The 25,370-nt window shown below is 46.0% G+C and carries 20 protein-coding genes; all 20 read right to left on the bottom strand.

Features of this window, described 5'->3' with window-relative positions; all coding sequences use genetic code 11:
- Positions 1-1,725 (bottom strand): arginine--tRNA ligase, encoded by a 1,725-nt coding sequence (argS, locus tag ZYMOP_RS02170; RefSeq protein WP_013933724.1) that lies wholly within the window; start codon positions 1,723-1,725, stop codon positions 1-3.
- A 141-nt stretch (positions 1,726-1,866) separates the two neighbouring features.
- Positions 1,867-3,039 (bottom strand): deoxyguanosinetriphosphate triphosphohydrolase, encoded by a 1,173-nt coding sequence (locus ZYMOP_RS02175; protein ID WP_013933725.1) that lies wholly within the window; start codon positions 3,037-3,039, stop codon positions 1,867-1,869.
- Between the two features lie 43 nt (positions 3,040-3,082).
- Complete coding sequence (locus tag ZYMOP_RS02180) at positions 3,083-4,354, bottom strand: chloride channel protein (protein WP_013933726.1); 1,272 nt, start codon at positions 4,352-4,354, stop codon at positions 3,083-3,085.
- A complete protein-coding gene (locus tag ZYMOP_RS02185; RefSeq protein WP_252507433.1) occupies positions 4,351-6,108 on the bottom strand; it encodes an SPOR domain-containing protein in 1,758 nt (585 codons plus the stop codon). The genes ZYMOP_RS02180 and ZYMOP_RS02185 overlap by 4 nt, the downstream gene beginning before the upstream one ends.
- 321 nt (positions 6,109-6,429) lie before the next feature.
- Positions 6,430-7,836: a cell division protein FtsZ gene (ftsZ, locus tag ZYMOP_RS02190; RefSeq protein WP_013933728.1), complete on the bottom strand. Its 1,407-nt coding sequence runs from the start codon at positions 7,834-7,836 to the stop codon at positions 6,430-6,432.
- A gap of 233 nt (positions 7,837-8,069) precedes the next feature.
- Entirely contained in the window at positions 8,070-9,353 is a 1,284-nt protein-coding gene (gene ftsA / locus ZYMOP_RS02195) for a cell division protein FtsA (protein ID WP_013933729.1), read from the bottom strand.
- Positions 9,350-10,324 (bottom strand): cell division protein FtsQ/DivIB, encoded by a 975-nt coding sequence (locus ZYMOP_RS02200; protein ID WP_252507434.1) that lies wholly within the window; start codon positions 10,322-10,324, stop codon positions 9,350-9,352. The genes ftsA and ZYMOP_RS02200 overlap by 4 nt, the downstream gene beginning before the upstream one ends.
- Positions 10,293-11,267 (bottom strand): D-alanine--D-alanine ligase, encoded by a 975-nt coding sequence (locus ZYMOP_RS02205; protein WP_013933731.1) that lies wholly within the window; start codon positions 11,265-11,267, stop codon positions 10,293-10,295. Before ZYMOP_RS02205 ends, ZYMOP_RS02200 begins: the two co-directional genes overlap by 32 nt.
- Complete coding sequence (gene murB, locus ZYMOP_RS02210) at positions 11,264-12,190, bottom strand: UDP-N-acetylmuramate dehydrogenase (RefSeq protein ID WP_013933732.1); 927 nt, start codon at positions 12,188-12,190, stop codon at positions 11,264-11,266. Before murB ends, ZYMOP_RS02205 begins: the two co-directional genes overlap by 4 nt.
- Entirely contained in the window at positions 12,187-13,617 is a 1,431-nt protein-coding gene (murC, locus tag ZYMOP_RS02215; RefSeq protein ID WP_013933733.1) for a UDP-N-acetylmuramate--L-alanine ligase, read from the bottom strand. The genes murB and murC overlap by 4 nt, the downstream gene beginning before the upstream one ends.
- Positions 13,614-14,789 (bottom strand): undecaprenyldiphospho-muramoylpentapeptide beta-N-acetylglucosaminyltransferase, encoded by a 1,176-nt coding sequence (gene murG / locus ZYMOP_RS02220; protein ID WP_013933734.1) that lies wholly within the window; start codon positions 14,787-14,789, stop codon positions 13,614-13,616. The genes murC and murG overlap by 4 nt, the downstream gene beginning before the upstream one ends.
- Positions 14,786-16,021 (bottom strand): putative lipid II flippase FtsW, encoded by a 1,236-nt coding sequence (ftsW, locus tag ZYMOP_RS02225; protein ID WP_013933735.1) that lies wholly within the window; start codon positions 16,019-16,021, stop codon positions 14,786-14,788. The genes murG and ftsW overlap by 4 nt, the downstream gene beginning before the upstream one ends.
- The gene (murD, locus tag ZYMOP_RS02230; RefSeq protein WP_013933736.1) at positions 16,021-17,346 is read right to left on the bottom strand and encodes a UDP-N-acetylmuramoyl-L-alanine--D-glutamate ligase; all 1,326 of its coding nucleotides are present in this window, start codon (positions 17,344-17,346) and stop codon (positions 16,021-16,023) included. The genes ftsW and murD overlap by 1 nt, the downstream gene beginning before the upstream one ends.
- On the bottom strand, positions 17,343-18,413 hold the full coding sequence (gene mraY, locus ZYMOP_RS02235; RefSeq protein WP_013933737.1) for a phospho-N-acetylmuramoyl-pentapeptide-transferase: 1,071 nt from the start codon (positions 18,411-18,413) through the stop codon (positions 17,343-17,345). Before mraY ends, murD begins: the two co-directional genes overlap by 4 nt.
- The gene (locus tag ZYMOP_RS02240) at positions 18,401-19,792 is read right to left on the bottom strand and encodes a UDP-N-acetylmuramoyl-tripeptide--D-alanyl-D-alanine ligase (RefSeq protein ID WP_013933738.1); all 1,392 of its coding nucleotides are present in this window, start codon (positions 19,790-19,792) and stop codon (positions 18,401-18,403) included. The genes mraY and ZYMOP_RS02240 overlap by 13 nt, the downstream gene beginning before the upstream one ends.
- Positions 19,789-21,249, bottom strand: coding sequence for a UDP-N-acetylmuramoyl-L-alanyl-D-glutamate--2,6-diaminopimelate ligase (locus tag ZYMOP_RS02245; RefSeq protein WP_013933739.1), 1,461 nt, complete (start codon positions 21,247-21,249; stop codon positions 19,789-19,791). Before ZYMOP_RS02245 ends, ZYMOP_RS02240 begins: the two co-directional genes overlap by 4 nt.
- On the bottom strand, positions 21,246-22,949 hold the full coding sequence (locus ZYMOP_RS02250) for a peptidoglycan D,D-transpeptidase FtsI family protein (protein WP_013933740.1): 1,704 nt from the start codon (positions 22,947-22,949) through the stop codon (positions 21,246-21,248). Before ZYMOP_RS02250 ends, ZYMOP_RS02245 begins: the two co-directional genes overlap by 4 nt.
- Positions 22,950-23,600 carry a hypothetical protein gene (locus tag ZYMOP_RS02255; RefSeq protein ID WP_013933741.1) on the bottom strand — a complete coding sequence of 217 codons (651 nt, stop codon included), beginning with the start codon at positions 23,598-23,600 and terminating at the stop codon, positions 22,950-22,952.
- Complete coding sequence (gene rsmH, locus ZYMOP_RS02260) at positions 23,597-24,604, bottom strand: 16S rRNA (cytosine(1402)-N(4))-methyltransferase RsmH (RefSeq protein WP_013933742.1); 1,008 nt, start codon at positions 24,602-24,604, stop codon at positions 23,597-23,599. The genes ZYMOP_RS02255 and rsmH overlap by 4 nt, the downstream gene beginning before the upstream one ends.
- Complete coding sequence (locus tag ZYMOP_RS02265; RefSeq protein ID WP_041581638.1) at positions 24,601-24,972, bottom strand: hypothetical protein; 372 nt, start codon at positions 24,970-24,972, stop codon at positions 24,601-24,603. The genes rsmH and ZYMOP_RS02265 overlap by 4 nt, the downstream gene beginning before the upstream one ends.
- Positions 24,973-25,370: the final 398 nt, after the last annotated feature.

Here is a 25,370-nt window from a genome sequence, read left to right on the forward strand (position 1 = left end):
CTACATCTCCTCCGCGGCACTTACCCCAAGTACGCCAAGTCCGTTTCTTATTACCTGACCGATAGCATCCGCTAGAGCTAGCCTTGCTGCTGTTTTTTCAGGCTGATCTGGTAATAAAAAACGCCGGTCGGGGTTATCATTACCTTTATTCCACAAGCTGTGAAAATCTGCTGACAGCGTGAAAAGATAAAAAGCAATACGATGGGGCTCATGCGCCACAGCGGCTGCTTCAATTAAACGAGGGAATTGTGCGGCTTGCTGTACCAAGGCCAATTCATCTTTATCCAATAAAGTGAGATCAGCCTTCACCGGAAGCGTCAAACTTTCAGCCTCTGCACGACGATGTAAAGAATGAATCCGTGCATGGGCATATTGCACATAAAAGACTGGGTTGTCTTTGGAGGCTTCAACAACCTTTTCAAAATCAAAATCCATTTGAGCATCGGCTTTACGCGTCAACATAGAAAACCGGACAACGTCACGCCCCACTTCCGAAACCACATCAGCCAAAGTGACGAAGTTTCCAGAACGTTTTGACATCTTGACCGGCTCACCACCGCGCAGCAAATGCACCATCTGCACTAACTTTACGTCAAGGGGGACTTTGTTTTGCGTAAGCGCGGCGACGGCAGCTTTAATGCGCTTGACAGTGCCAGCGTGATCGGCACCCCAAATATCTACTAACTGATCTGCTGTAGCGGCTTTTTCTGCATGATAAGCGAGATCAGCCCCGAAATAAGTATAGCTGCCATCCGATTTTTGCACGGGACGATCGCTATCATCACCGAATTTTGTCGCGCGGAACAAAGTAAGTTCTACCGGCTCCCAGTCATCAGGCGTTTCCCCCTTGGGGGCCTCTAGGATACCCTTATAAATCAGGCCCTCTTTTTCAAGTTTATCAAGGGCTTTTTGGACGATACCCGCTTTATGAAGTGCGGCCTCTGACGTGAATTTATCGTGATGGATACCCAATAAAGCAAGATCCGCGCGAATCATATCCATCATCGCATCGACGGCTGTTTCCCGAAATAAAACAAGCCATTCTGATTCCGGCGCATCGACATAGCGGTCACCATATTTTTCTGCGAGTTTTTTGCCGACTGCTATCAAATATTCACCGGGATATAACCCTTCAGGAATCGTGATATTTTCGCCCAACGCTTCCCGATAGCGAAGATGCGCTGAACGCGCGAGGGTTTGCACCTGTTGGCCCGCATCATTGATATAATATTCGCGCGTAACCTGATAGCCAGCGAATCCTAGTAGAGAAGCCAAGGCATCCCCGACGACGGCTCCCCGACAATGCCCCATATGCATCGGTCCCGTTGGATTAGCCGAGACATATTCAACATTTACGCGGATATCTTTTCCAGTATCGGAACGGCCATAAGCATTGCCTTGAGCCAAAATATTTTGGAGTTCTTGCCGCCAGCAATCATCTGTCAAACGCAAATTGATAAAACCAGGGCCTGCGATCTCAACCGAGGCGACCCCTTCAAGCGCAGAAAGGGGCGCTACAAGCATTTCAGCTAAGGCGCGAGGGGCTTTTTTAGCAGCCTTTGCCAAGACCATAGCCGCATTGATTGCCAGATCGCCATGTGTAGGATCACGCGGTGGTTCAACAGCAACCCGACTGCGATCCATACCGGCAGGAAGCTGGCCTTTGGATTCCAAGGCATCAAGAATAGAAGAAAGCTGCTCGGCAAAATGGCGATAAAGGGTCACGGTTAAAAAAATCCATTAGGCAAGTGAAACAGAATTGAAAAAACGCCTGATCCATTAAGATATTAACTCTTAATTGGCGATTACTGAACTTCCTCTAATCTATTTTTTGAAACAAGCAAATCCTACCATTTATCTCTTTCCTTAATGAAGCGCTATATCGATCGCGCCTATATCCTGTTGATAGCGCTTTAAAGCATAGCTATCCGTCATACCGGCAATAAAATCAGCGATATGACGCTGTCGTTCAATAGGATTTTCTGGAAGCGTCTCCCGCCAATCAGAAGGCAAAAGGCTAGGATCAACATTATAGGCTTCAATTAAGTCCGTAACAATACGGCCTGCTTTATCTGCCATGTCTAATAAAATAGGATGATGATAAAGTTTTGCATACATAAAACGTTTAAAATCACGTTCATCTACGGCCATTTTTTCTGAAAAACTAACAATAGCCTGCCCCATATGGCGGACATCATCAATAGTTTCCGGTTTTAAAGCGGCAAGCCGATAGCGCGTTTCGACTATCGTATCATTGACCATGCGTCCAATTTGTTCCCGAATAAGTTCCGGTCGCAACCGTTTTTCAGGTAAATCAGGATAACGATTTCTAACCGCTTGCCATGCAGGTGCAATCAAAGGTTGTTCGATAACCTCTTCAAAATCAATTAATCCCGCCCGTAGCCCGTCGTCTAAATCGTGATTATCATAAGCTATATCATCAGAATGAGCCGCAACTTGTGCTTCTAAAGAAGGCCAACTTTCTAAATCGAGAGGAAAAGCCTGATTTATTTCAGCCAAAGCCCAACCGGGATGTTTTACAGGCCCGTTATGTTTGGCTAATCCCTCTTGCATATCCCAAGTAAGATTAAGCCCGCGCCAGCGCGGATAAGGGGATTCCAGATGTGTCAGAATACGTAAACTATGCGCATTATGATCGAATCCGCCTACTTTTTCCAAAGCGCGCTTCAGGGCAAATTCTCCGACATGCCCAAAAGGAGGATGACCAATATCATGCGCCAGACAAAGCGCTTCTGTCAGATCTTCATTCAGACCTAACACCCGCGCTATAGTACGTCCAATTTGGGCAACTTCTAAACTATGTGTCAGACGCACCCGAAAATGGTCGCTTTCTGGGGCAATAAATACCTGTGTCTTATGACGCAACCGACGAAATGCCATAGAATGGATGATGCGATCCCGATCACGCTGGAAAGCATTTCTGGGACCTCGGGTCTCGCCCTGCCCTTCATTATGAAGTCTCCCCCGTGTCAAATCAGGGTGGGCTGCATAAGGGGCAAGCTCTATAAAAGCGCTCATCAAAGTATCATGACCTAAGCCCGTTTATATGTCGAGACAAGGATCAGCCAAGACGGCTGATAACATTGGCAGTCTGTCGTATATGCCTTCTTTTATCCAAGCTATAGCTAACGGCAACAGAGCCGGCGACGCTAAGGAGCATAGGTATTAAAAAATCATGACTGGGACGTGCAAATTCCAATACCAACATCATAGCTGTTATAGGCATTTTCATGGAACTTGCTAAAAAGGCAGCGCCGCCAATAATAGCAAAAGCGCCTATAGAAATGGGAGGAAGCCAAAGATTCCAGACGTGGCCTATGACAACGGCGAATAAAGCCCCAAGACTAATACCAGGTGTTAAAAGACCACCATAAGCCCCAGCCCATAAGGCAAGAAAAAGGGCGACTATTTTTAAAATAAAGAGCTGCCCTGCTGTGCTTGCTGTCAAACTATCGTTAAATGCTAAACTAACGGGGCCTTTGCCATTGCCCAACACCTCAGGATAATACATCGAAATCAGGCCAATGATCGAAAACGCCCCGATAGCGACCAATGCCAACCAACGGTTATCTTTCAATTTAGAAGCGCTTATTTTTTGTGCCCAAAAACTAAAATTGTTGGCGATCAGACCGAAAACAGGCCCCATGACGAAAGCAAGAAATAGTAACGCATTATCAATTGGCCAAGGCGGAACATGATAAACAATACTGTTACCCAGAGCTATCCACGCAATACGCGCAGCCAGAGCAGAGGTTAATAAGGCCACGATTATGATGGGTCGTGACCAAGTCATAAGTAACGCTTCCAAGGCGAATAAGGCACCACTAAGCGGGACATTATAGACTGACGCTAAACCCGCGCCTGCCCCACAAGCGACAACAATGCGGCGTTGCTCTTCCGACAATTTTCCCCAAAAAGCCAGTCTTTCTCCAATCAGACTACCCAGTTCGCGAGGGGCTACCTCTCGTCCAAGAGGTGAGCCTAAAGCTACGGTAATGATCTGGAGTAGTACATGTAGAACCGTTTTCAGAACCGGCATAATAGGTTTGTCAGCCGCAACAGCTTTGGGAATAGGGACAAGGGGACGACCAAAATGCCGCAAAGCGCCCCAACCAATGCCCGCAATAGCGCCGCAACTAATCAACACGATTAAGCGTCTTTTGGGAGAAGCAGCAAGACTGCCTTGCAAAAAACTTTCTTCACTGATGACATGGGATAGACTGTATCCGTAAGCCATATGCTGAATGGCATGGAGTAAACAGGATAAAACCATGCCACCAAGACCCGTCAATAGACCCACTGCCAGACATGTTAGAAGATAACGAATTTTCATTTGGCGGCTAATCTTTCGACAACGATGCCTTTTCGAGAGGTAAACTGAATCGTTGAGAAGCCGCTTTTTCTCAATTTATTGACAAAGTCTTGCGCTTTTTCTTCAGAAGAAAAAGGTCCTGCCAAGAGACGGTTAGAGGCATGCCAAGGTGTTGTCCAAGGTTGCGTTGTTTTCAATAAAGGATAGCGCGTTAATAATTTTTGCCATACAGCAAGAAGGTTGGCTTTATTCTCACCACTAGCGACCTGCACCCAATAACGAATAGATGTATTGGTAGGGCTATTCTTTTCGTTACTTTTCTCAGCTGCTATTCTATCCGCAGCGATTTTCTCTTGAAGATCAGGTTTTGATAACCCTTTTATTTTGCTATCAGTAACAAGCTTTGAGGACAGTGTTTTTGTTTCTGGAATGCTTTTTTCTGATACGACTTTGTTATCTATCTTATTTGCCTTTGAGGCATTTCTTTTCTGGGTTGCAAGACATTGATCTATTTTCAGCATCTGCTGCTTATTGAGTATTTTTAAAGACTGAGCTGTCGCCTGTCTTGTCTTTTTGCCCTTGCTATTCTTAGGTACCTCAAGGGTTGTTTTACAATAAGCGCGCATTTCTGCCTCAGTTCTAACCTTATTATTTTTATCTTTTATAGCCACATTTTCGGCTGTCTTTACCGACAGAGTGTCTTTATCTTCTTTCTGTGTCTTTGGGAGGGATGATTTTTCTATCGTGGAGGATAGCGGAGCTTTTCCAATTGTTGAGAAATTATCCCCCGATTTTGAAGGAAGTTTACGAACGTTTTTAGAGATTGCCTTTGGCGTATTAAGTTCATCATCATCCTTAACCGTTAGAGGGCTAATAGGATCTTCCCCGACTTCTGTTGAGGGGTTCTGAACTTCTGCTGGTCGATAAGATTTTTCATTACTCATAGTATCGAAATTAAGATCCAAAACAGCTTCCTGTGTATCGGGGCCTTCACTGTCATTCCCTGTCCAAAGAGGTTGTGAAGATTTACCATCCTTTGTTTTCATATCGCCAAAATGAACCGCAGCGGCCTTTTCCTGCAGCGACAGACTAGGCAATCGATTGAGAAAAGGAAGCATGGCCTCAGCCGAACCGGCTGGCATCGTCGATCTAATAATACCTGTTGCCCCTGTGACATCGCCATTTAAGGCAAGAATTAAAGCCCGCGTACGCCATGCGGCGCGATTTTGTTGCCGAAGTTGGCGGTCTATAAGCGTAAGGGCATTATTAGTATGGCCCGCTATGGCTTGAGATAAAGCAAAACGTCTTTCTGTTTCATCATCGGGATGGCTCGTCAAAGCCATTTCATAAGCCGATGTAGCCTTTCCATTATTCCCCATCAGATCATAAGCAAGCCCTGTGTCGCTGGCTAATGTTGCGGGCGGTATTCCGTTTGAAATCGCTTCATGAAAATATTTAAGGGCTTGTTGAGGTTTTTCTTGCTGAATAAAAATAGATCCCAAAGCCGCTTTTACTTTACCATCATGGGGTGCCATATTTTCTGCACGGGTTAAAAAGCCAAGAGCCGCATGCATATCCCCTGCTCGATAAGAAGCGAGGCCCGCTCCGATCAAGGCATTTATGTCATGGGGTTGCGCTGCCAGTCGGCGCAAATAAACAGTAAGATCGGGTTTATCTGTTTGATTTTCAGCAGTTTGGGCATGTAGGGCAGTACAAGGGGCAATAGAGGTTGAAACTAATAAGCTGGCAATGACCGCTTTGAAAATATATCGCATCTTAAGGGATGCTATTTTTTCTGTGATCCCTGAAAACGGATGAAACCGAAATCCCGTTTTTATAATTGAACAGGAAAAAGTATCATGTGTAAATTTTTTCGTATCAATAGCCATGAAGGCTAGAAAGCCAACTGTTTTACCGAACGCAAGCATAAAGCGACAAAGAATAGCTGATATCCGATAAAATGCCTTTTTTATTAAAGATCTTATCGGTTTATACTCTAATCCCAGCTTTGAAGTAATAAAATGGCTGTTTTTGTTATCCTTAGATATAAGGTAACAAAAACAGCCTGAAAAATTAACTTAAAATATAGTCTTCAGTTAGTTACCCTGACGGTTAAGAAACTGTGGAATATCAACACGTCCACGCGTTTCTGTTGCATTATCTTTGCGATCCGTCCCCCGGGCAATATTGGACATCCGTTCAAATAAAGTGCTGCCTTCCCGTACCAAGCGAGGCGCTGGACGATTGGGTTCATTTGACCAACCTGAAGGCTGGGATTCTTCAGTCTGCTTTGGTGAAGCAACAGAAGAGGGCATTTCGTTTTTAACGGAAGGTGTTAAAGTCTCTTTCCCCAGCAAGAGTTCCTCTTCAACAGGATGGGATTGCGGCGCTGCCATTCTGGGAGAAGAATGCTGGGACGCAACAGATTGCTGCGCGTTAGATAAAGGTGCAGAGGATGCCGTATTATGACCTGAAAGCGGTGTATTCAGGTTTGTATACTCTTTATTCTCTTCCACTGATTCCTTTTGATTGGAATCAATCCCTGTTGCCACAACGGACACACGGATGCGTCCATCCAAATCTTCGTTAAAAGCTGATCCGAAGATGATATTGGCATCTTCATCGACCAATTCACGAATATGATTAGCGGCTTCATCCATTTCCATAAGCGTCATATCATCGCCACCGATAATCGACACGATAACACCGCGTGCACCATTCATGGAAACGCCATCAAGCAACGGATTGGCAATGGCTTTTTCTGCTGCTTCAATGGCACGGTTATCACCCGAGGCTTCTCCGGTTCCCATCATCGCTTTACCCATTTCACTCATTACAGAACGGATATCAGCAAAATCGAGATTGATAAGACCAGGACGAACCATCAAATCTGTAATACCCCGAACACCCTGTTGTAATACTTCATCCGCCATTTCAAAGGCTTGTTTGAAGGTTGTATTTGGGTTCGCAATCAAGAACAGATTCTGGTTCGGAATAACGATCAGGGTATCAACATGTTTTTGTAATTCTTCAATACCCGTTTCAGCCGCCCGCGCGCGCCGTTTCCCCTCAAAGTTAAATGGCTTAGTAACAACCCCAACCGTCAGAATACCACGATCACGTGCTACTTTTGCGATGACAGGCGCAGCCCCCGTGCCCGTACCGCCGCCCATACCGGCAGCAATAAAGCACATTCTAGCCCCTTCTAACGCTTCTTGAATCTGCTCGATAGTTTCTTCAGCAGCAGCTTTCCCTACTTCGGGACGTGACCCTGCCCCCAAACCTTGCGTTGTCGTTGGGCCAAGCTGAATACGTTGCGCGGCCGGAGAGATATTTAAGGCCTGTGCATCCGTATTAGCTACAATAAAGTCTACACCCTGTACATCGGATGCAATCATATTAGCAACAGCATTTCCGCCGCCGCCACCGACGCCAATCACGCTAATCCGGGGCAGTTCACTTACTTCGCCGCTATCACTGGACCGCATGAATTCGATGGTCATTTACGCTCTCCGTCCCAAATACATTTCTGTCAGGCTTACCCTAGGCTACAATGTTATAAAATCGGATTTTTGCAAATTACGATTTTGTTATCGATTTGTTGTAAAGAAGATTACCGGCTCTAATCAAATAACCTATTTCATCATATACCCTGATGACTAAATCTTATCTTGCCTGAAGATACCATTAAAAGCACGAGAAAATATGAGCCAAAACTTTAATTTTTAATATATTTTCAATATTCGCGCCGAAACATCTGAAAAAGACGTTTAAAAGAACCGACAAAAGAAGATTTCCCACCTGACATATTACTATAAGAAAGTGGCCTTAAGTCAAAAGGTTCCGAAGCCGCATGTAAAATTAGACCGGTGAGTGTTGCAAAAGCGGGACCACTATGGGCATCTGGTAAACCAATAAGCCCGTGAGGCCGACCGATTCTAACTGATCGGCCTAAAACACCCTGAGCATAATCCGCAATTCCCTTCAGCTCTGCCCCACCTCCTGTTAAAACGACCTGACGACCAACAGGGCCATTATAGCCTAAGGATTTAAGCGCTTCTGCAATATGCCCCATCCAGTGATCCAACCGTTTTCGGATTACCCCGATTAATTGCGCCCGACTAATCCGTTGTGGATCAATTACATCTTCGACATTGGCAATAGGAGCAACATCTATCATCTCATGATTATCGCGCGGTGAACTTTGTGCAGAACCATAAAAACACTTCAATCGTTCTGCATCGGAACGTCTGGTGCCAAAGGCCGCAGCAATATCATCTGTAATATCAGAAGCCCCCATGGGAAGAGACGCCAGCCCGACCAGTAATCCCCCTGCAAAAAGGGAAACATTCGTAACCCCAGCCCCCAATTCAACCAAAGCCACACCCAACTCGCGTTCTTCTTCAAACAGACAAGACATACCTGCGGCAATTGGCGCAGCAACAATCGCTTGAACTTCAAGATGGGATGAACGCACGGCTAGTTCAAGATTTCTAACCGGTGAAGGTTCGGCAGCAATAACGTGAATATCTACCCCCAAACGATCAGCATAAAGACCGATCGGGCTTTTGACGCCTTTTAACCCATCTAAAGTATAAAGTGCCGGTTGGGCGTGAAGCACCATATGCCCGTTTGGCTCAATTGAATCCCGCCCTGTTGCCAGTAACGTCTCCATATGAATTTCTTCAATACGCTGACCATTAAGTGCCACTTCAATAGAGGTTAAATCTGAAAGAAGCCCCCCCGCTGAAAAAGATACCCAGACAGATTCTATATTAATACCAGCGATACGTTCAGCTTGTTCGACCGCTTCACGGACAGCTTTTTCGGTTTTTTCCATGTCGAACAGGTAGCCCCGACGCACCCCCAGACTTTCTCGCTGACCACTTCCCAACACCTGTAAAACATTATCGGCATGTTTTTCGACAATCAGCGCTGAAATCTTGGAAGAGCCGATATCAAGCGCAGTAATGAGATTACCGTCTTTGACAGGGGTCATGGTGCGATGTCGATCCTTCATATTCTATCGCCGACTGGTGGCGGAGCAGGTTTAGCAGATTTAACGGGTTTAGTCGGCATATCATGCGCAATTCTGGCTGTAATCGGTGCCGTAGGAATCCGCATGTCGAACCGGACATAACCTCGTTCTAGTAGGTGATGTTCACGATTAGCATGCGAAAAACGCGTCAAAGCAACCTCAGCCTCACTGCCTTCTGGAAGTGCAAGGGTTTCACCAGAGGCGAAATGCAGATCCCAACGTCGATTGCCTATCCAACTGGCCGCATCTACCCTTGATTTCAAATCGGGAGAATTTTCTAAAAGTCGTGTTAAATCTTCCAGATGAAGATTAGCCCCTGCCCCGATAACCAAAGGCAGTTCAGGCACTGCGTGAGGATCAACATCAGCAATAAGGATGCCGCTGTTATCGACCAGTTTTAAGGCCCCATGATATTGCCAAACAGCGGCTGGTTTACGCTCGATAATATCAACAACCAACGTATCAGGCCAACGGCGGGATACCCTTGCATCTTCAATCCAGCCAAAGCGTAACAGACGATCACGAATAATATTCAGGTCAACTAACGGCATAGCCAGACTCTGCTGAGTAGAGGCTATTTCATAGATAGCTTGTCGATCCATATGATGGAGACCAACAATTTCAACATGTTGAACCGAGAATCCTTTGCGCCCCAAATATTCTCCGCTTTTTGTTGCCAGCATCTGCGGCCAATGTGCTATCCATAATCCAACACATAAAGCCGAAATTATAAGAATAACTAAAAGATAGCGTAATGCCTGTTTCAAAGCCGGATGATAAAGGAAACCTAACCAAGAAGGTAATGCAGATAGGGATATCTCTTTGGTAGGGCGCTTAGGACGGCGATTAGCCGAACCAGACTGACGGGATTGATGGCGCGCAGGCCGTCTGGCGGGGGGTGCTTTTGATTTACGCGCCGCCTTAGCCACTTTGGCCTGCCATTTCCGCTTCATTGAAGCAATTATCGGAAGAAAGTATAAGCGCTTCTTCAATAATCATGCAGCAAAGTGTCTGATAGCTAATTCCAAGCTGTTTTGCCTGCTCAGGCACCAGACTTAAAGGTGTCATACCGGGTTGTGTATTAACTTCCAATAAAAACAAGCCTTCTAAGCCGGCCTCATCGTCCCAACGAAAATCAGAACGAGAAGGCCCCTTGCAACCCAAAATTTGATGGGCTTTACAAGCAAGTGTCATCGCTTTTTCTGCTATATCAAGCGGAATATCAGCAGGGCATATATGGGTTGTCAGGCCATCCGTATATTTCGCTTCATAGTCATAAAAACCATGACTAGGTCGTAATTCAGTAACCCCTAAAGCTTTATCGCCCATGACAGCGACCGTTAATTCTTTTCCCTTGATAAAAGATTCGGCTAAAAGATGTTCAAATTTTTGCCATGGCCCGATTTGATCTTCCCGAATAGGCTGACCGTCATTAAAATTTTTATCAATAATAGCGACACCAACAGATGAGCCTTCATTGACCGGTTTTAATACATAAGGACGGGGCAACGGGTCTCTTTGATAAAGGCTATCGCTTGAGACGATTACCCCCTCAGGCATTGGGATATTTTCAGGGGTTAATATTTTTTTAGTAAGGACTTTATCAATAGCAATAGCCGAGGTCGCCATACCGGAATGGGTATAACAGATCCCCATCAAATCCATCATGCCTTGAATGCTGCCATCTTCACCCGGTGTGCCATGCAAGGCATTAAATACAACATCAGGATTAATTTCTTTTAATCGGAAAGCAACATCGCGATCCATATCAAGCGAGGTAACATGATAACCCGCTTCTTTAAGAGCTTGCGCTACATTCTGACCAGAAAGAAGAGATATTTCTCTTTCAGAAGACCATCCCCCCATCAAAACAGCAACATGTTTTTTCATAATCATGATGCAGACTCCTGCTCAGCCTTGAAACCAATCCGTTTTATCTCCCATTCGAGCGTAATACCGGATTTAGCCTTTACACGAGCCCGAACCTCTTCGCCTAAATTTTCAACATCAGCGGCACTGGCCTCACCCAGATTAAGAAGAAAATTGGCATGTTTCTCGGACACTTGGGCATCACCTATACGCAGCCCCCGACAGCCGGCTTCATCAATAAGTTGCCATGCCTTGTGACCTTCGGGATTTTTGAATGTAGAGCCCCCTGTGCGGCTACGCAAAGGTTGACTCATTTCCCGTTCGGCAACAATCCGCGCCATTTTTGCTTCAATAGCAGCCTTATCGCCCGTTTGCCCTTGAAAAAGGGCTTCGGTGATAATGGCATCTTCGGGAAGCGCTGAATAGCGATAGGCAAATTCTAATTTTTCAGCGGGCCAAATTTCGATCTCACCAGAACGTCGAACTAAGGTAGCTTCTATTAATATTTTTGAAATATCGCCTTCATAAGCGCCCGCATTCATGCGTATCATGCCCCCAAGAGAACCGGGGATACCACGCAAAAATTCAAGACCCGTTAAAGCGGCATCACAGGCCGCTTTTGATACGACCAACCCTAAGGTTGCCCCGCCACAGCGAATACGATTACCAGCTTCCAGTTTTGTCCATGAAAAGCGGCGTGATAGACGGATAATAACCCCTTTTACCCCGCCATCTCGAATAATGACATTCGAGCCAATACCCAACACCATGACGGGAATAGCGGGATCAAGCGCCTTTAAAAACTCTGATAAATCTTCGGTATCAGCAGGGCGAACCAACCATTCTGCCTTGCCACCGACCCGAAACCATGTGAGCGGTGCTAAAGAGGCATTGGCTTCAATTTCACCCCGAATGGCAGGCAAAGTGTTTATTTTAGACGATGTATTCATGCGTAATGTGCCTCCCTGATAGCTGTAACATCAGAAGCAAGACCGGCGGCCCATTTCGTAATGTCGCCTGCCCCAAGGCAGATAATAATATCATCCGCTCTAAGAATGTCAGCCAAGGCAATAGCTAAAGAACGGGGTGAATCGACTGCCTGCACAAATCGGTGACCATGCTGTTTCAAGCCAGAAACCAATGTTTGGGCATCTACGCCGACTATCGGATCTTCACCTGCGGCATAAACAGGGGTAACAAAAACCATATCGGCATCATTAAAAGCGCTTTGGAATTCTATCATCAAGTCATGTAGGCGTGTAAACCGATGTGGCTGAACAACGGCAATAACGCGTTGTTGCGCCCCTTCGCGGGCAGCAGATAAAACAGCCTTAATTTCAACAGGATGATGGCCATAGTCGTCAATGACTAAGACAGATCCCCCATCCACAGATATTTCACCAACGCGGGAAAAACGACGCTTTACGCCGCCAAAACGCGAAAAGCCATCCAAAATTGCCGTATCAGGAATAGCAAACTCTAAAGCAACACCAATAGCTGACAACGCATTTTGGATATTATGCCGACCCGGCATAGGTAAGAAAATATTTTCAATGCGACGATTTTCGCCTTCGCGACTACGAATAATCGCTGTGAAGCGATTGCCTCCCATAACAGGCGTAATATCAGTTGCCCGAATGTCTGATTGCGCTGAAAAACCGTATGTTATAATCCGCCGATCTCGAATACGGGGCATGATCGATTGTACAATGGGGTGATCAATGCAGAGGAAGGCCGCGCCATAGAAAGGGACATTCGAAATAAATTCAACGAAGGCATCCTGCACTTTTTCAAAAGAGCCATAATGATCAAGATGTTCTGGATCGATATTGGTAACGATTGCCAACGTTCCATCCAAACGTAAGAAGCTGCCGTCGCTTTCGTCCGCTTCAACAACCATCCAATCAGAATCACCTAACCGTGCATTTGATCCATAGCTGTTGATAATACCGCCATTGATAACTGTCGGATCAATGCCGCCCGCATCTAATAAAGCAGCGACCATAGAAGTCGTGGTGGTTTTCCCATGCGTTCCTGCAATAGCTACCGTTGATTTCAAACGCATAAGTTCGGCTAGCATTTCAGCACGGCGAACGACAGGAATACGCTGTTCCAAGGCGGCTTCTACTTCTGGATTACCCCGATGAATAGCGCTGGAAACGACGACAACCGCGACCCCTTTTACGTTGTCGGCATGATGGCCAATCAGAACCTTAATGCCCAGATTTCGTAGGGCTTCAACGCTATAGCCTTCTGAAATGTCAGAGCCTTGCACCTGATATCCAAGATTGTGCATTACCTCAGCAATGCCGGACATCCCGATACCACCGATTCCGACAAAATGAATTCGGCCGATATCTATGCCGACACCTTTCATGCCACTGCTCCTTGCTTGTTTTCGTTAGAGGTCATATCGGCTGATGCACCGTTCTTTGATAAAATGGCCGCGGGATCATCTCCGCCTACACGTTCGACAAGATCTGCCAATTTTTCCGCGGCATCAGGATAGCCGACCTGTCTTGCCCGCATAGCGGCATTCTTTAACCCAGTCGGTTCCAGTGCCATTTTCTGAATCTGTTTAGCCAGCTCGAAAGGATTAAAATACCGTTGATCTATAAGTCTAGCTCCACCTGATGCGACTAATTCTCGCGCATTGGCATATTGATGATTATCCATCGCTGCCGGATAAGGAATAAGAATAGCAGGTCGTCCCGCAACGCTTAGTTCGGCCACCGTTGAAGCTCCAGCGCGTGAAATTACCAAATGTGACCAGCCCAGTCGCTGGGGAAGATCTGTCATATAGGTAGAAAGATCCGCCGGAATGCCTAATTTAGCGTATTGTGCACGGGTCTTTTCAAGGTCTTCAGGGCGACATTGTTGTGTTACCTGAAGTCGGCGGCGTAAATGTAAAGGGAGCAAACCGAGCCCTTCTGGCACAACTTCAGAAAGAATACCTGCACCTTGACTACCGCCGACAACCAGTATTCGGAAAATACCATCATCGCTTAGGGGGGGATAAGGCAAGTCCCTGAGAAATAAGACTTCATCGCGCACCGGATTACCAACCACTTCGGTTTTTCGACGATAACGCCGCTTCAGCCGGTCAACTTGTTGATAAGCTGTCGCGATCGCATTAACTTTTCGCGCTAAAAAACGATTGGTGCGTCCCATGACAGCATTTTGTTCGTGGATAATCGTCGGTATTTTTGCTTTAAAGGCGGCAAGAATAGCAGGTAGCGCTGGATAACCTCCAAAACCAACGACGGCAGAAGGATTAAAATTTTCATAAAGGGCTAAAGCGCGTTCCCGCCCTGTCCAGATATTCCGTAAGGCCTGAATCATCCCTTTGGGCCCACCCATTAACCGTCCGGCGGGAAGTTGATGTAATTGAACCCCTTCGAAAAGACCCGGAAAACGCAACCCCCGCTCATCCGTAATCAATGCGACATGGTGCCCACGACGCATTAACTCGGCAGCTAAGGCATGGGCGGGGATCATGTGACCGCCCGTACCACCGGCGGCTAGAATATATTGTCGGCTGCCATTCATTTACGCTGCCATTTCAGAAGATAAGTGGATCGGGCGAGATAAGGATTACGGCGGGTGAAGGCCAGCAATAAGCCAAAACCAATGGACATTGCCACCAGAGAAGACCCACCATAGCTGATAAAGGGCAATGTCATCCCTTTAGAAGGAAGTATTTGTACATTCACCGCCATATTAATTAAAGCCTGTAAACCGAATTGTGTAGCAAGCCCCGCAGAGGCTAACAATAAAAAGCTATCATCTTCATTAAGTAACCGACTAAAAACCCTGATAATGACGGCACCATAAATAAAGGCAATAAGAATACAGGCTAAAAGACCAAATTCTTCGCCAATAACGGAGAATATATAGTCATTATGCGCCTCTGGTAATCTAAATTTTTCAATGCCACTCCCTGGCCCTACACCCACGAAACCACCATTAGTCAAGGTCGCCATCGCCCGATCGACATGATAATGGTCACCGGTTCCATTTAAAAAAGCATCAATGCGTTCATGTGCCACAGAATAAAACTGATAAGCGAGAAATACACCCGCCATAGCACCAAGCCCCAAGCCTATCATCAAATAGAGTGAAACACCGGATAAAAGCAGTAAGACTAACCACACAGAACTAAAAATTACGGTTTGACCAAAGTCTGGCTGTTTCATCAGCAACAGGCCGACGAGTGCTACAAAAAACATTGAAATTGGAATGACCGGTAAGGAACGATCTTTAAAACGAAAAGAAAGCAGCCAGGCCATGGTTACCACAAATAGCGGTTTCAAAAATTCGGAAGGCTGTATGCGCAAGAGCCCTACGCCAAGCCATCGTTTGGCTCCATTAACCTCGACTCCTAAAAAAGGCACCAGCGCCAAAAGGCATAAAAAGAAGATCGCACCGATCACCGAGGCACGCCTTGCAATATCTTTAGGGGCCATCGAAATCAGGATCATAACGGGCATCCCCAAACTGCACCAGAAAAGCTGGCGGGTAAAATAATAAAAAGGGGGTTTACCTTCTTGTGCTGAAATCGCAGGGGATGCCGCCGCAACGGCAACCAGTCCAATAGAAACCAAAAGAGAAATCAAAAACAGTTGAAAGTGATCAATTTCCCAAAACCATCGACCCAAGGCTGAACGATCAGATCGACCAAGGCGGCTGGAACGCTTGGATTGCTTTTGCAATGATCTTTTGGCTATTTTTGGCCTAGCGATAGGCTTGGATTTAGATAGTTTGGGGGGCACTGAATTCATTAATCAAGTGCCTCTACAAATTGCTGAAAGGCCTGCCCTCGTGCTTCATAATCGCTGAATTGATCAAAAGATGCACAAGCCGGCGTCAACATAACCACTTCATCATTGCGGGCGGCCTGAGCCGCCATTGTTACGGCTTTCTCGAGAGTTTCACATTCCACGACGGCAACACCCGATTCACGCAATAAAGCCGCATAGACAGGGCCAGCCTGTCCTATGGTATAAGCCTGTTTGACGTGATTATAATAAGGCTTACAAGGATCTAAATCTTCGGTTTTGGGTACTCCCCCCAAAATCCAATGAATAGCCGGAAAGGCCGCAAGGGCTGGTGCCGTAGCCGTTGCATTGGTTGCTTTGGAATCATTGATAAATAATACGCCATTGCGTTCAGCAACGCGTTGCATCCGATGGGGCAAACCCGGATAATTAGCCAGTGCTTTACTGATAATAGTTTCATCAATACCGATCAAACGCATAACAGCAATCGCAATAACGGCATTTTGGGCGTTATGGGGTCCCTGCAGCGCAGGCCAATCTATTTGTTCTTCAGCGGTAATATTATCGGCATGCACTGTGACGACACGCGCCGGACATTTTTTTGAAATAACGCGGGATGGAATATCATCGGTTGCGATAACAGCATAATGGGTTGAAGACTGCATTCCAAACAGTCTCGCTTTGGCTTTCATATAGCCATCAAAGCCGCCATGTCGATCAAGATGGTCCGGCGTAATATTGGTTAAAACAGCAATATCGCAATCAAGACTGAAGGTCAGGTCGATCTGATAGCTCGATAATTCCAACACATAGATACCCCCATCAGGAAGAGGGGTAGCCGCCAATAAGGGAAGGCCGATATTGCCCCCCATAACCGTAGCCCGACCCGCTTCTTTCAAGATGTGATGGATAAGCGCTGTTGTTGTGGATTTACCATTAGTGCCGGTGATACCGATAACAGGGCAATGTTTACCGCTTTTTTGCCAAAAATTTCTAGCTTGAGCAAATAATTCAATATCGCCAATGATAGGAATACCGGCTTCTTTTGCAAATATAGTTATAGGATGCCGATTAAGCGGAATACCTGGGGAAACCACGAAGGCCGTCAAACCGAAAACATCAGACACCATCGGATCACTGATCAAGAGATCGCCCCGCGCAATAGCGAGCGCATATCTGGTTTGAAGCGCCATACGGGCTTCGGAGCGGTTATCCCATGCCATAACCTTTGCCTTGGACGCCAACAAGGCATCAATCGTGGCTAGTCCTGAGCGTGCCAGCCCTAAAACAGCATAGAATTTACCGGAGAAGACTGGACTAATGATCATCTGAGTTTCAACGTTGCTAGACCAAGCAGGGCAAGAGCAAAACTGATGATCCAAAAACGGATAACTACAGTCGGTTCTGACCAGCCGAGTTGTTCAAAATGATGGTGGAGTGGTGCCATACGGAACACACGCCGCTTAAAACGCTTATAAAAGCCAACCTGAATGATAACTGATAAGGCCTCAGCTACAAATAATCCTCCAACAATACCGAGTACGACTTCATGATGCGTCGAGACAGCAATTGTCCCAAGGCACCCGCCAAGAGCCAAACTACCGGTATCACCCATAAAAATAGCAGCAGGGGGCGCATTAAACCATAAAAAGGCAAAACCGGCACCGATGATAGCCCCTGTAAGAATAGTGAGTTCACCTGCCCCCAGCACATGAGGAATTCCCAAATAATGGGCAAAGACCGCATTGCCGACCACATAGCTGATAACAAAAAAAGCCAGACTGGCAATGATAACAGGCATGGTTGCAAGGCCGTCAAGACCATCGGTAAGATTGACTGAATTACCTGTGCCGACAATAACAAAGGCCGCAAAAAGATAGTAAAACCACCCCAGATCAATGACGGGCCCGTTATAAAAAGGGAGATATAATTCAGTGCTATTGCCTTTTAAAATCAGATAACAGGCAAAAAAGGCAATCACAAATTCCCATAACAATCTGACTTTGCCCGAAACCCCGCGTGTCGAATTATGGGTGACCTTGTCATAATCATCGAGAAAGCCGATTAACCCGAAACCAAGCGTGACGATAAGACAAGCCCAGACATAGCGGTCATGAAAATCCATCCATAAAAACAAAGAAACCGAGACCGCAATCAGGATCATCAGCCCGCCCATAGTCGGGGTTCCGGCCTTAGCAAAATGGGTTTTGGGCCCGTCACTGCGGATAGGCTGCCCTTTATGCTGATGAACTCGCATCCAGCCGATGAAGCGCGGCCCGAAAATCAGTCCAATAAGTAAAGCGGTGATAGCGGCAGCCCCAGCCCGAAATGTAATATAACGGACGAGATTAAATAAACCGGAAAAACCTGCCTCAGAAGCGATCAGATAGAACACGCATGGCCCCTTTTCGCAAGAGACGAGACAACATTAGAAAGTCCCAAAGAATTAGACCCTTTAATCAGCACCACATCATCTGCTTTTAATAAGTTTAAAATTTTTGCTTCGGCTTCATTAGCATCGGGAACCCAGTCGCAAGCAATTTTGCCCGTTAAAGCCTTTGCCAAAGCTTTCATTTCTTCGCCTACTAAAATTGCATGACTGACATTAGCGCGTGATAATGGGTCCGCTAAGGCCGTATGATATTGTGGCGAATTTTCACCCAATTCGCGCATATCCCCTAGGAGCGCAATACGTTGCCCCGATTTTTTTTCATTTCCCAAGACAGCAATAGTAGCGGCCATGGAGGCAGGGTTAGCATTATAGCTTTCATCAATAATGGTAGCCTGCCCTTCCCCAATGGGTATAAAAAAACGCTGACCTCTTCCTGCCAGTCCCTTTATTTCTCCAAGGGCTAAACTGGCCAAGGTTATATCGGCCTCCAAGGCATCCACAACAGCAAGTACTGCCATAGCATTGGAAACCCAATGATGGCCGCTCATCGAAAGAGGAAAAATGATTTCCCGATTGGGAAGAGAGGCTCTTACTAAAATTCGACCATCAGCTTCTTGGATAACATCCTGCGCCCGTATCGTAGCCCCTTCGCCAAAACCAAAGCTACGAATTTCGGCGCCCTGTTTTTTAGCCTTGGCCATTAACTGATCACGATAGGGTGAATCATAAGGAATAATGGCGATGCCACTGGGTTGCAGGCCTTCAAAAATTTCGCCCTTCGCCTCTGCAATAGCAGCTTCATCACGGAAAAAAGCAGCATGAGCAGGCGCGATCGAAGTAACAAGCGCTATATCAGGACGTACCCACTGCGTGAGCTGTGATAACTCACCCGCATGATTCATACCCATTTCAAAAATGCCAAAACGACTATCTTTGGGCATACGGGCAAGACTAAGCGGAACGCCGACATGATTATTATAACTTTTTAAAGAGCTATGCACTTTATCCGGTGCAATAGCTTTTAAAGCTAAGCGCAAGGCCTCTTTTACACTGGTTTTGCCTACAGAACCGGTAATACCGATAATTTTACCATGATTCCGTCGTCGTCCAGCTTGGCCTAAGGCCTCTAAGGCCCGATGCGTATCCTCTACCAAAACATGGGGATAAGCGGTTGGCTGCATCGTTAAAACGCCACTGGCCCCTTTTTCAAAGGCGGCCTTAATATAGTTATGACCATCCGCTTGCTCACCCTTTAAAGCGAGGAATAGATCATTTTTCTTTATTTCGCGGGAATCAAAAGCGACGCCTTCGACAGAGAAAGAAGCCGAGGCTATACCGTTTACAGCGTCGGCTATTTCTTCTGATTGCCATAATGCCTTCATGCTACGGCCTCTTTGGCTACCGTCACATCATCGAAAGGTAAAATCCGCATATTTTCTCCGCGGCCTATAATCTGTCCTTGCTCATGTCCTTTACCGGCTATCAGAATAATATCACCTTTATTCGCCTGTTGAACGGCAGAAAAAATAGCGGCTTTCCGACCTTCGATCTCTTGCGCCCCATCGGCTCCAGCCAAAATCTCTTGCCGAATATCGGCTGCGACCTCGCCCCGTGGGTTATCATCCGTTACAATCACATGGTCAGCTAATGTAACAGCAATTCTACCCATTTCCGGCCTTTTCCCCCGATCACGATCACCGCCTGCACCGAAAACGACAAAAAGCTTACCTTTTGTGTGGGGCCTTAAAGCATCAATCGCAGCCCGCAGCCCCTCTGGGGTATGGGCATAATCAACATAGATTGCTGCGCCCTTAACAGTATCGGCGGCGCGTTCCAACCGTCCTCTGACGGGTTTCAATCGAGATAGATTGGATAATGTTTTTTCAACATCTCCGCCTGTCGCTATAACAAGACCTGCCGCCACCAAAGCATTAGCCACTTGATAGCTACCAATAAGAGGCAATCTTACTTTGTACGATTTTCCTTGGGCTGAAAGAGAAAGATGTTGTCCTTGACTATCGGCTTTTTTATCAAGAAGTCGAAGCGCACCCCCCTTTTCCCCGACATCTATCAGTTTTAGGCCCCTCTTTTGCACATGGGCAATCACTGAGGCCGAGACAGGATCATCAGCCCACACCACTGCCGTTCCATCAGAAGCCACTCTCTCATCAAACAATCGAAGTTTTGCAGCAAGATAAGCGTCCATTGTGCCGTGATAATCGAGATGATCCCGCGAAAAACTAGTAAATCCACCAGCCATAACCCGAGGACCATCGCTCCGATACTGTGCCAGACCGTGGCTTGAAGCTTCAAAAATAAGATGAGAAACATTTTCTTTCGCCAATTTTGAAGCCGAAGAAAGAAATGTTATAATGTCCGGCGTCGTCATCCCCGTATTAAGATGTTCTTGTGGGGAGATAATACCAAATGTGCCGATAGAGGCCGCATTATAGCCTGCCATTTGCCATAGTTGTCGACATAGTTCGGCGACAGACGTTTTGCCATTCGTCCCTGTGACAGCAGCGATTACCGACGGAAAAGGCGCAAAAAAACGTGCCGCTATTTCAGCAAAAGTTTTTCTGGGTTCATCACTTACAAGATGAATAGCCCCTTTTATCCGAGCCTCGGGACGGGCAACGACCGCCACCGCGCCAGCAGCGATGGCTTGAGGAATAAAATCCTCACCGTTGACTTTGACGCCGGGAAACGCGCCAAAAATATAACCTTGTTGAATCTGACGATTATCAACGGCACACCCTCTGACAAGGCTGTTTTGTTCGGCTTCTGTAAGCCCGAAATCAGGGGCTAAATCCCCAAGTTTTTTTTCTAAGCGGCTCATGGTGTTTTCGCCGGTGGTTTCCATAGTAAAGCCCGCAAATCAGTAAGATCAAGATCCCGTTTTGGGTCAGGAATAATGCCGAGTAAAGGGCCGATATGCTGCACGATGTCATTAACAATCGGTGCTGTCACCATACCCGCTGTAGCGTAACCACCAGTATCAGCTGTCCCTTGGGGATTATCAAGCATTGCAACGACCGCATAACGCGGCGTATCCATTGGGAAAACAGCAGCAAAAGTAGAAACACGGGCACCATGATTATAACGGCCTTTTTCTGCCTTATCCGCGGTGCCTGTTTTTCCACCTACCCGAAAACCGGGCGCATCCGCCCTACGCCCTGTACCATCTGTAACAATAAGACGTAATAAACGCCGCATCGTAGCACTATTCTGACTAGAAATAACTTGCCTGCCATCTGGTCTGTAATCTGCATCCCGTTTTAATAAAGTTGCAGGTCGCCAGATCCCTCCATTGACCAGAGCGGCATAAGCGCTGGTTAAATGCAATGGCGTAACGGCAATACCATGACCATATCCTGTCGTCATCACGGTACTTCTAGCCCAAAAAGCCGGCCAAATTGGCCGACCTCTGGCGGTCAGTTCGATAGCCGGTCGATGATCGAAATTTAAATTACGGAACATAGCTTGCATGCGTTCCGGCCCTAATTCGTCTGCAATACGCGCCGTTACAATATTTGATGAGTGAACCAGTGTTTCGGGAACATCAAGCCAACGTTTTTGAGCATGTTCATCATGAATATGAAATCGACCAACAGCCAGAGGCTCGGTGGCATCATAACGCTTAGCCAAAGAGGTCACGACCCCATCTTGGATAGCCGTTGCCATAGTGATGGGCTTAAAGGTAGAGCCTAATTCATAAACGGATAAAGTGGCTTTGTTATCAAAAGCGGTAGGATCAGAACTACTCCGATCATTGGGATTAAAATTCGGCAAAGAAACCATGGCCAGAACTTCACCAGAATCTACATCCAATACAATCGCCGTCGCCCCTACCGCGCTATATTTAAGCATCGCTGTTGATAAGGCTTTTTCGACAGCGGCCTGCACTCTAACATCAATAGACAGCATAAAAGGCGCAGATTGCCGTTTGGGATCCGTCAGTTCTTTATCAAGGCTAAATTCCATGCCGGACTGACCATGGCCATCTTCGCCTATCCAACCGATAACATGCGCCGCCAGTGTTCCTTCTGGATAAAGACGGGACGGCTCATGCAGAAAATCAATGGCAGGCTCTCCCAGCATATTAAGGGAACGCACTAATTCAGGCGAGGCATGACGCCTTAGATAAACAAAATTACGATTGGAATGAACGATTTTGCGATATTCATCGACCGTGCGTTCCGGCATCAAAACCGCGAGATTGGCCGCTAACACATCTGGATCGCTGATATGATTGATATGTAAGGTTCTTGGATGAATTCCAACCGACCAAACATCAATAGTGCGCGCCAAGGTGCGACCATTTCGATCGACAATATCGGCACGCGCTAAAAGCGGGGGTGTTGGATGACGACGTTCTTCTACGCCCCAACCTGTGATAAAAATAAGCCATATAATTTTGGCAATAACCAAGCCGATCCCACCGCAAAAAAGAATAAGCAGTATCATCAGCCGGACATGGCTTGCCGTAAGAATATCAGTGCTGGATAATGTTTTCTTAGACGTTAATCGGGTGATCATTCATCGGGCTGCCTGAATTTTACTGTGGCTAAGCTCTCTAAATTGAGAAGCCGATACCCGATGCATCATGGTTTCATCATTTCGGGTATTAAGCGTGTGAGGAAGGGATAAAGAAGCCACTTCAAAACCTGCCGCCGAAGGAGCGGCCACAGCTTCTGATGGCTGAGCAATCACTGAAGAAGCGGCTGTTGAAGAAGCTTTATACTGCAGCTTATGGGCTGAAACCATTTTGGGTTCCAAAGGCTGAATATTGGATGGCTGATAAGGGTGGCTATTGGACGAAACAACATAGCTTGCCTGACGAAAACTTGAGGAGTCTTGATTGGCATTGCTGGCCGAATTTTCAGCCTCCGATGGGGCATTATCCAATACTGCTAATTCCGTATCGCTGGAGATAAATTGTTTTATAGTGGGTGAAGTTAACGCAAAGGATTCCATATTCCAACGATCAATCTGGCCTGAACGTGCTAAGGTATCCCCTTCCGTCTGCAAATGCCGAATCGTTTGGCGTAATTTTAGAATATCCCGTTCTACATGAATTAATTCACGTCTTTCGGAGGCGACACGCTGTGTTATCATATAGCAAATCAGGGCCGCGATGCAGCATAAGCCAACTAAGCAAATAGCGCGAAAATGCCTTGTAATGATCATGCTGATTTCCTCCGTGAATGGCGGTGGCTATCCATCTCATTCTGTGAAATACCGGATTCATCCCAAGCGGGCGCTGCTGTCCGCCGCGCAGCCCGCAATGTTGCTGAACGGGCTCTGGGATTACGTGCCAATTCAGAATCCCCTGCTTTTATCGGGCGTATAGGTTTTGAAAAGCTGGCCATAGGACTGTTAGAAATAAAAGGTTGATGGCGCGACCCTTGACCCGACTGTCCTGCATGGTCTTTCAAAAAATGTTTAACAATACGATCTTCCAGACTGTGGAAAGTGACGATTGCCAAGCATCCATCCGGTTTTAATAAGGTTTCGGCAGCTGTCAGCCCTTGCTTTAACTCTTCAAGCTCACGATTGAGGTGAATACGGATAGCTTGAAAACAATGCACGGCCGGATCTTTTTTATCGTGGGCGCGATAGCCTAAAGCTTGTCGAATAACACGAGCAAGCTCACTGGTTTTTGTTAGCGGACGTGCGGCGACAATAGCTCTTGCCACGCGTCTCGACTGTCTTTCCTCTCCATAAAGATAAAGCACATCTGCGATAGCTTTTTCATCGGCAGTATTGAGGAAGTCCGCCGCAGATTGGCCTTCTTGCGCCATTCTCATATCCAGCGGGCCATCCGCTTGGATGGAAAAACCACGTTCTGGGCGATCAATCTGCATCGAAGAAACGCCAATATCTAAGACGACGCCATCGACCTTATCGATACCAATATTCTGCAAACACCGCGTCATATTGGAGAAGCAATCATTGACAAGCTGTAATCGGCCGCCACTGGCCTTCACTAGATCCGCACCTTCCCGAATAGCATCGGGGTCACGATCAAAGGCAATGACACGTGTTTCCGGTTGGGCAAGTAAAGCACGAGTATAACCACCGGCCCCAAAAGTGCCATCTACATAGAGCCCGCCTTCTACAGGAGAAAGTGTCTCGATAACCTCTTCCAAAAGGACAGGAATATGAGGGGGATCAGCAGGGGATAAAGTCATGCCCCTATTCCTTGCATGACAGAGCAAAAGATAAGTGGTGTACAATCTTCTCGACTTATACAGTCAATTTTTTGAAAAATTGATTTGCTCTTCTTTAAGTTGTTTTTATTACTGTTCTTTTGCAAAGATATTATAAATTTTTTAAGTAAAATTTTAGTTTTATATAAAATTTCCATACTACTATGATGGCATTTTTTCTCATATTTGATAATAAGAGAAGAAAAAATTCCTATAAATAAGCCAAAATAATAGCCCGAATGCTTAGTATATTCAGCAAAACCATGATGAACAGACATAAAAACGTAAAGCTTTGTGCCAATTACAGGATAGTTTTTATGGTTTCCCAAATAGAAATCAAAAACCGCCAATGCTCTACCCTATCTGATCAGTATGATTATTTAGTGAAAGGAAAAATTAACTATTATGAAGGGGTATCATAGCGCTACCACACCGACAAGTAGGATTAAAACCACTTTCCTAAAAAAAGAGATATTTTTTTAACTTTCTTATATATCTATTTGAAATGTAATGATTTTTTAAAAAAATAAGATTTATTATAAAAGGATAAAATAACTTTATATTAGTGTAGCATTATGGGGATAAATACTACCTTAACCACAATAAATTATTTTTAATTAATATTAAAATTCAATTTTTTATATAAAAAAGAAATAAAATAATTAATTTTACATTAATTAAAGTTAATAATTATAATTTATAATCAAAAATCCTATCACAGTTATTTAGTTTTACTAAGATGAAACGG

This window comes from Zymomonas mobilis subsp. pomaceae ATCC 29192 (assembly GCF_000218875.1).
Classification (GTDB): domain Bacteria; phylum Pseudomonadota; class Alphaproteobacteria; order Sphingomonadales; family Sphingomonadaceae; genus Zymomonas; species Zymomonas pomaceae.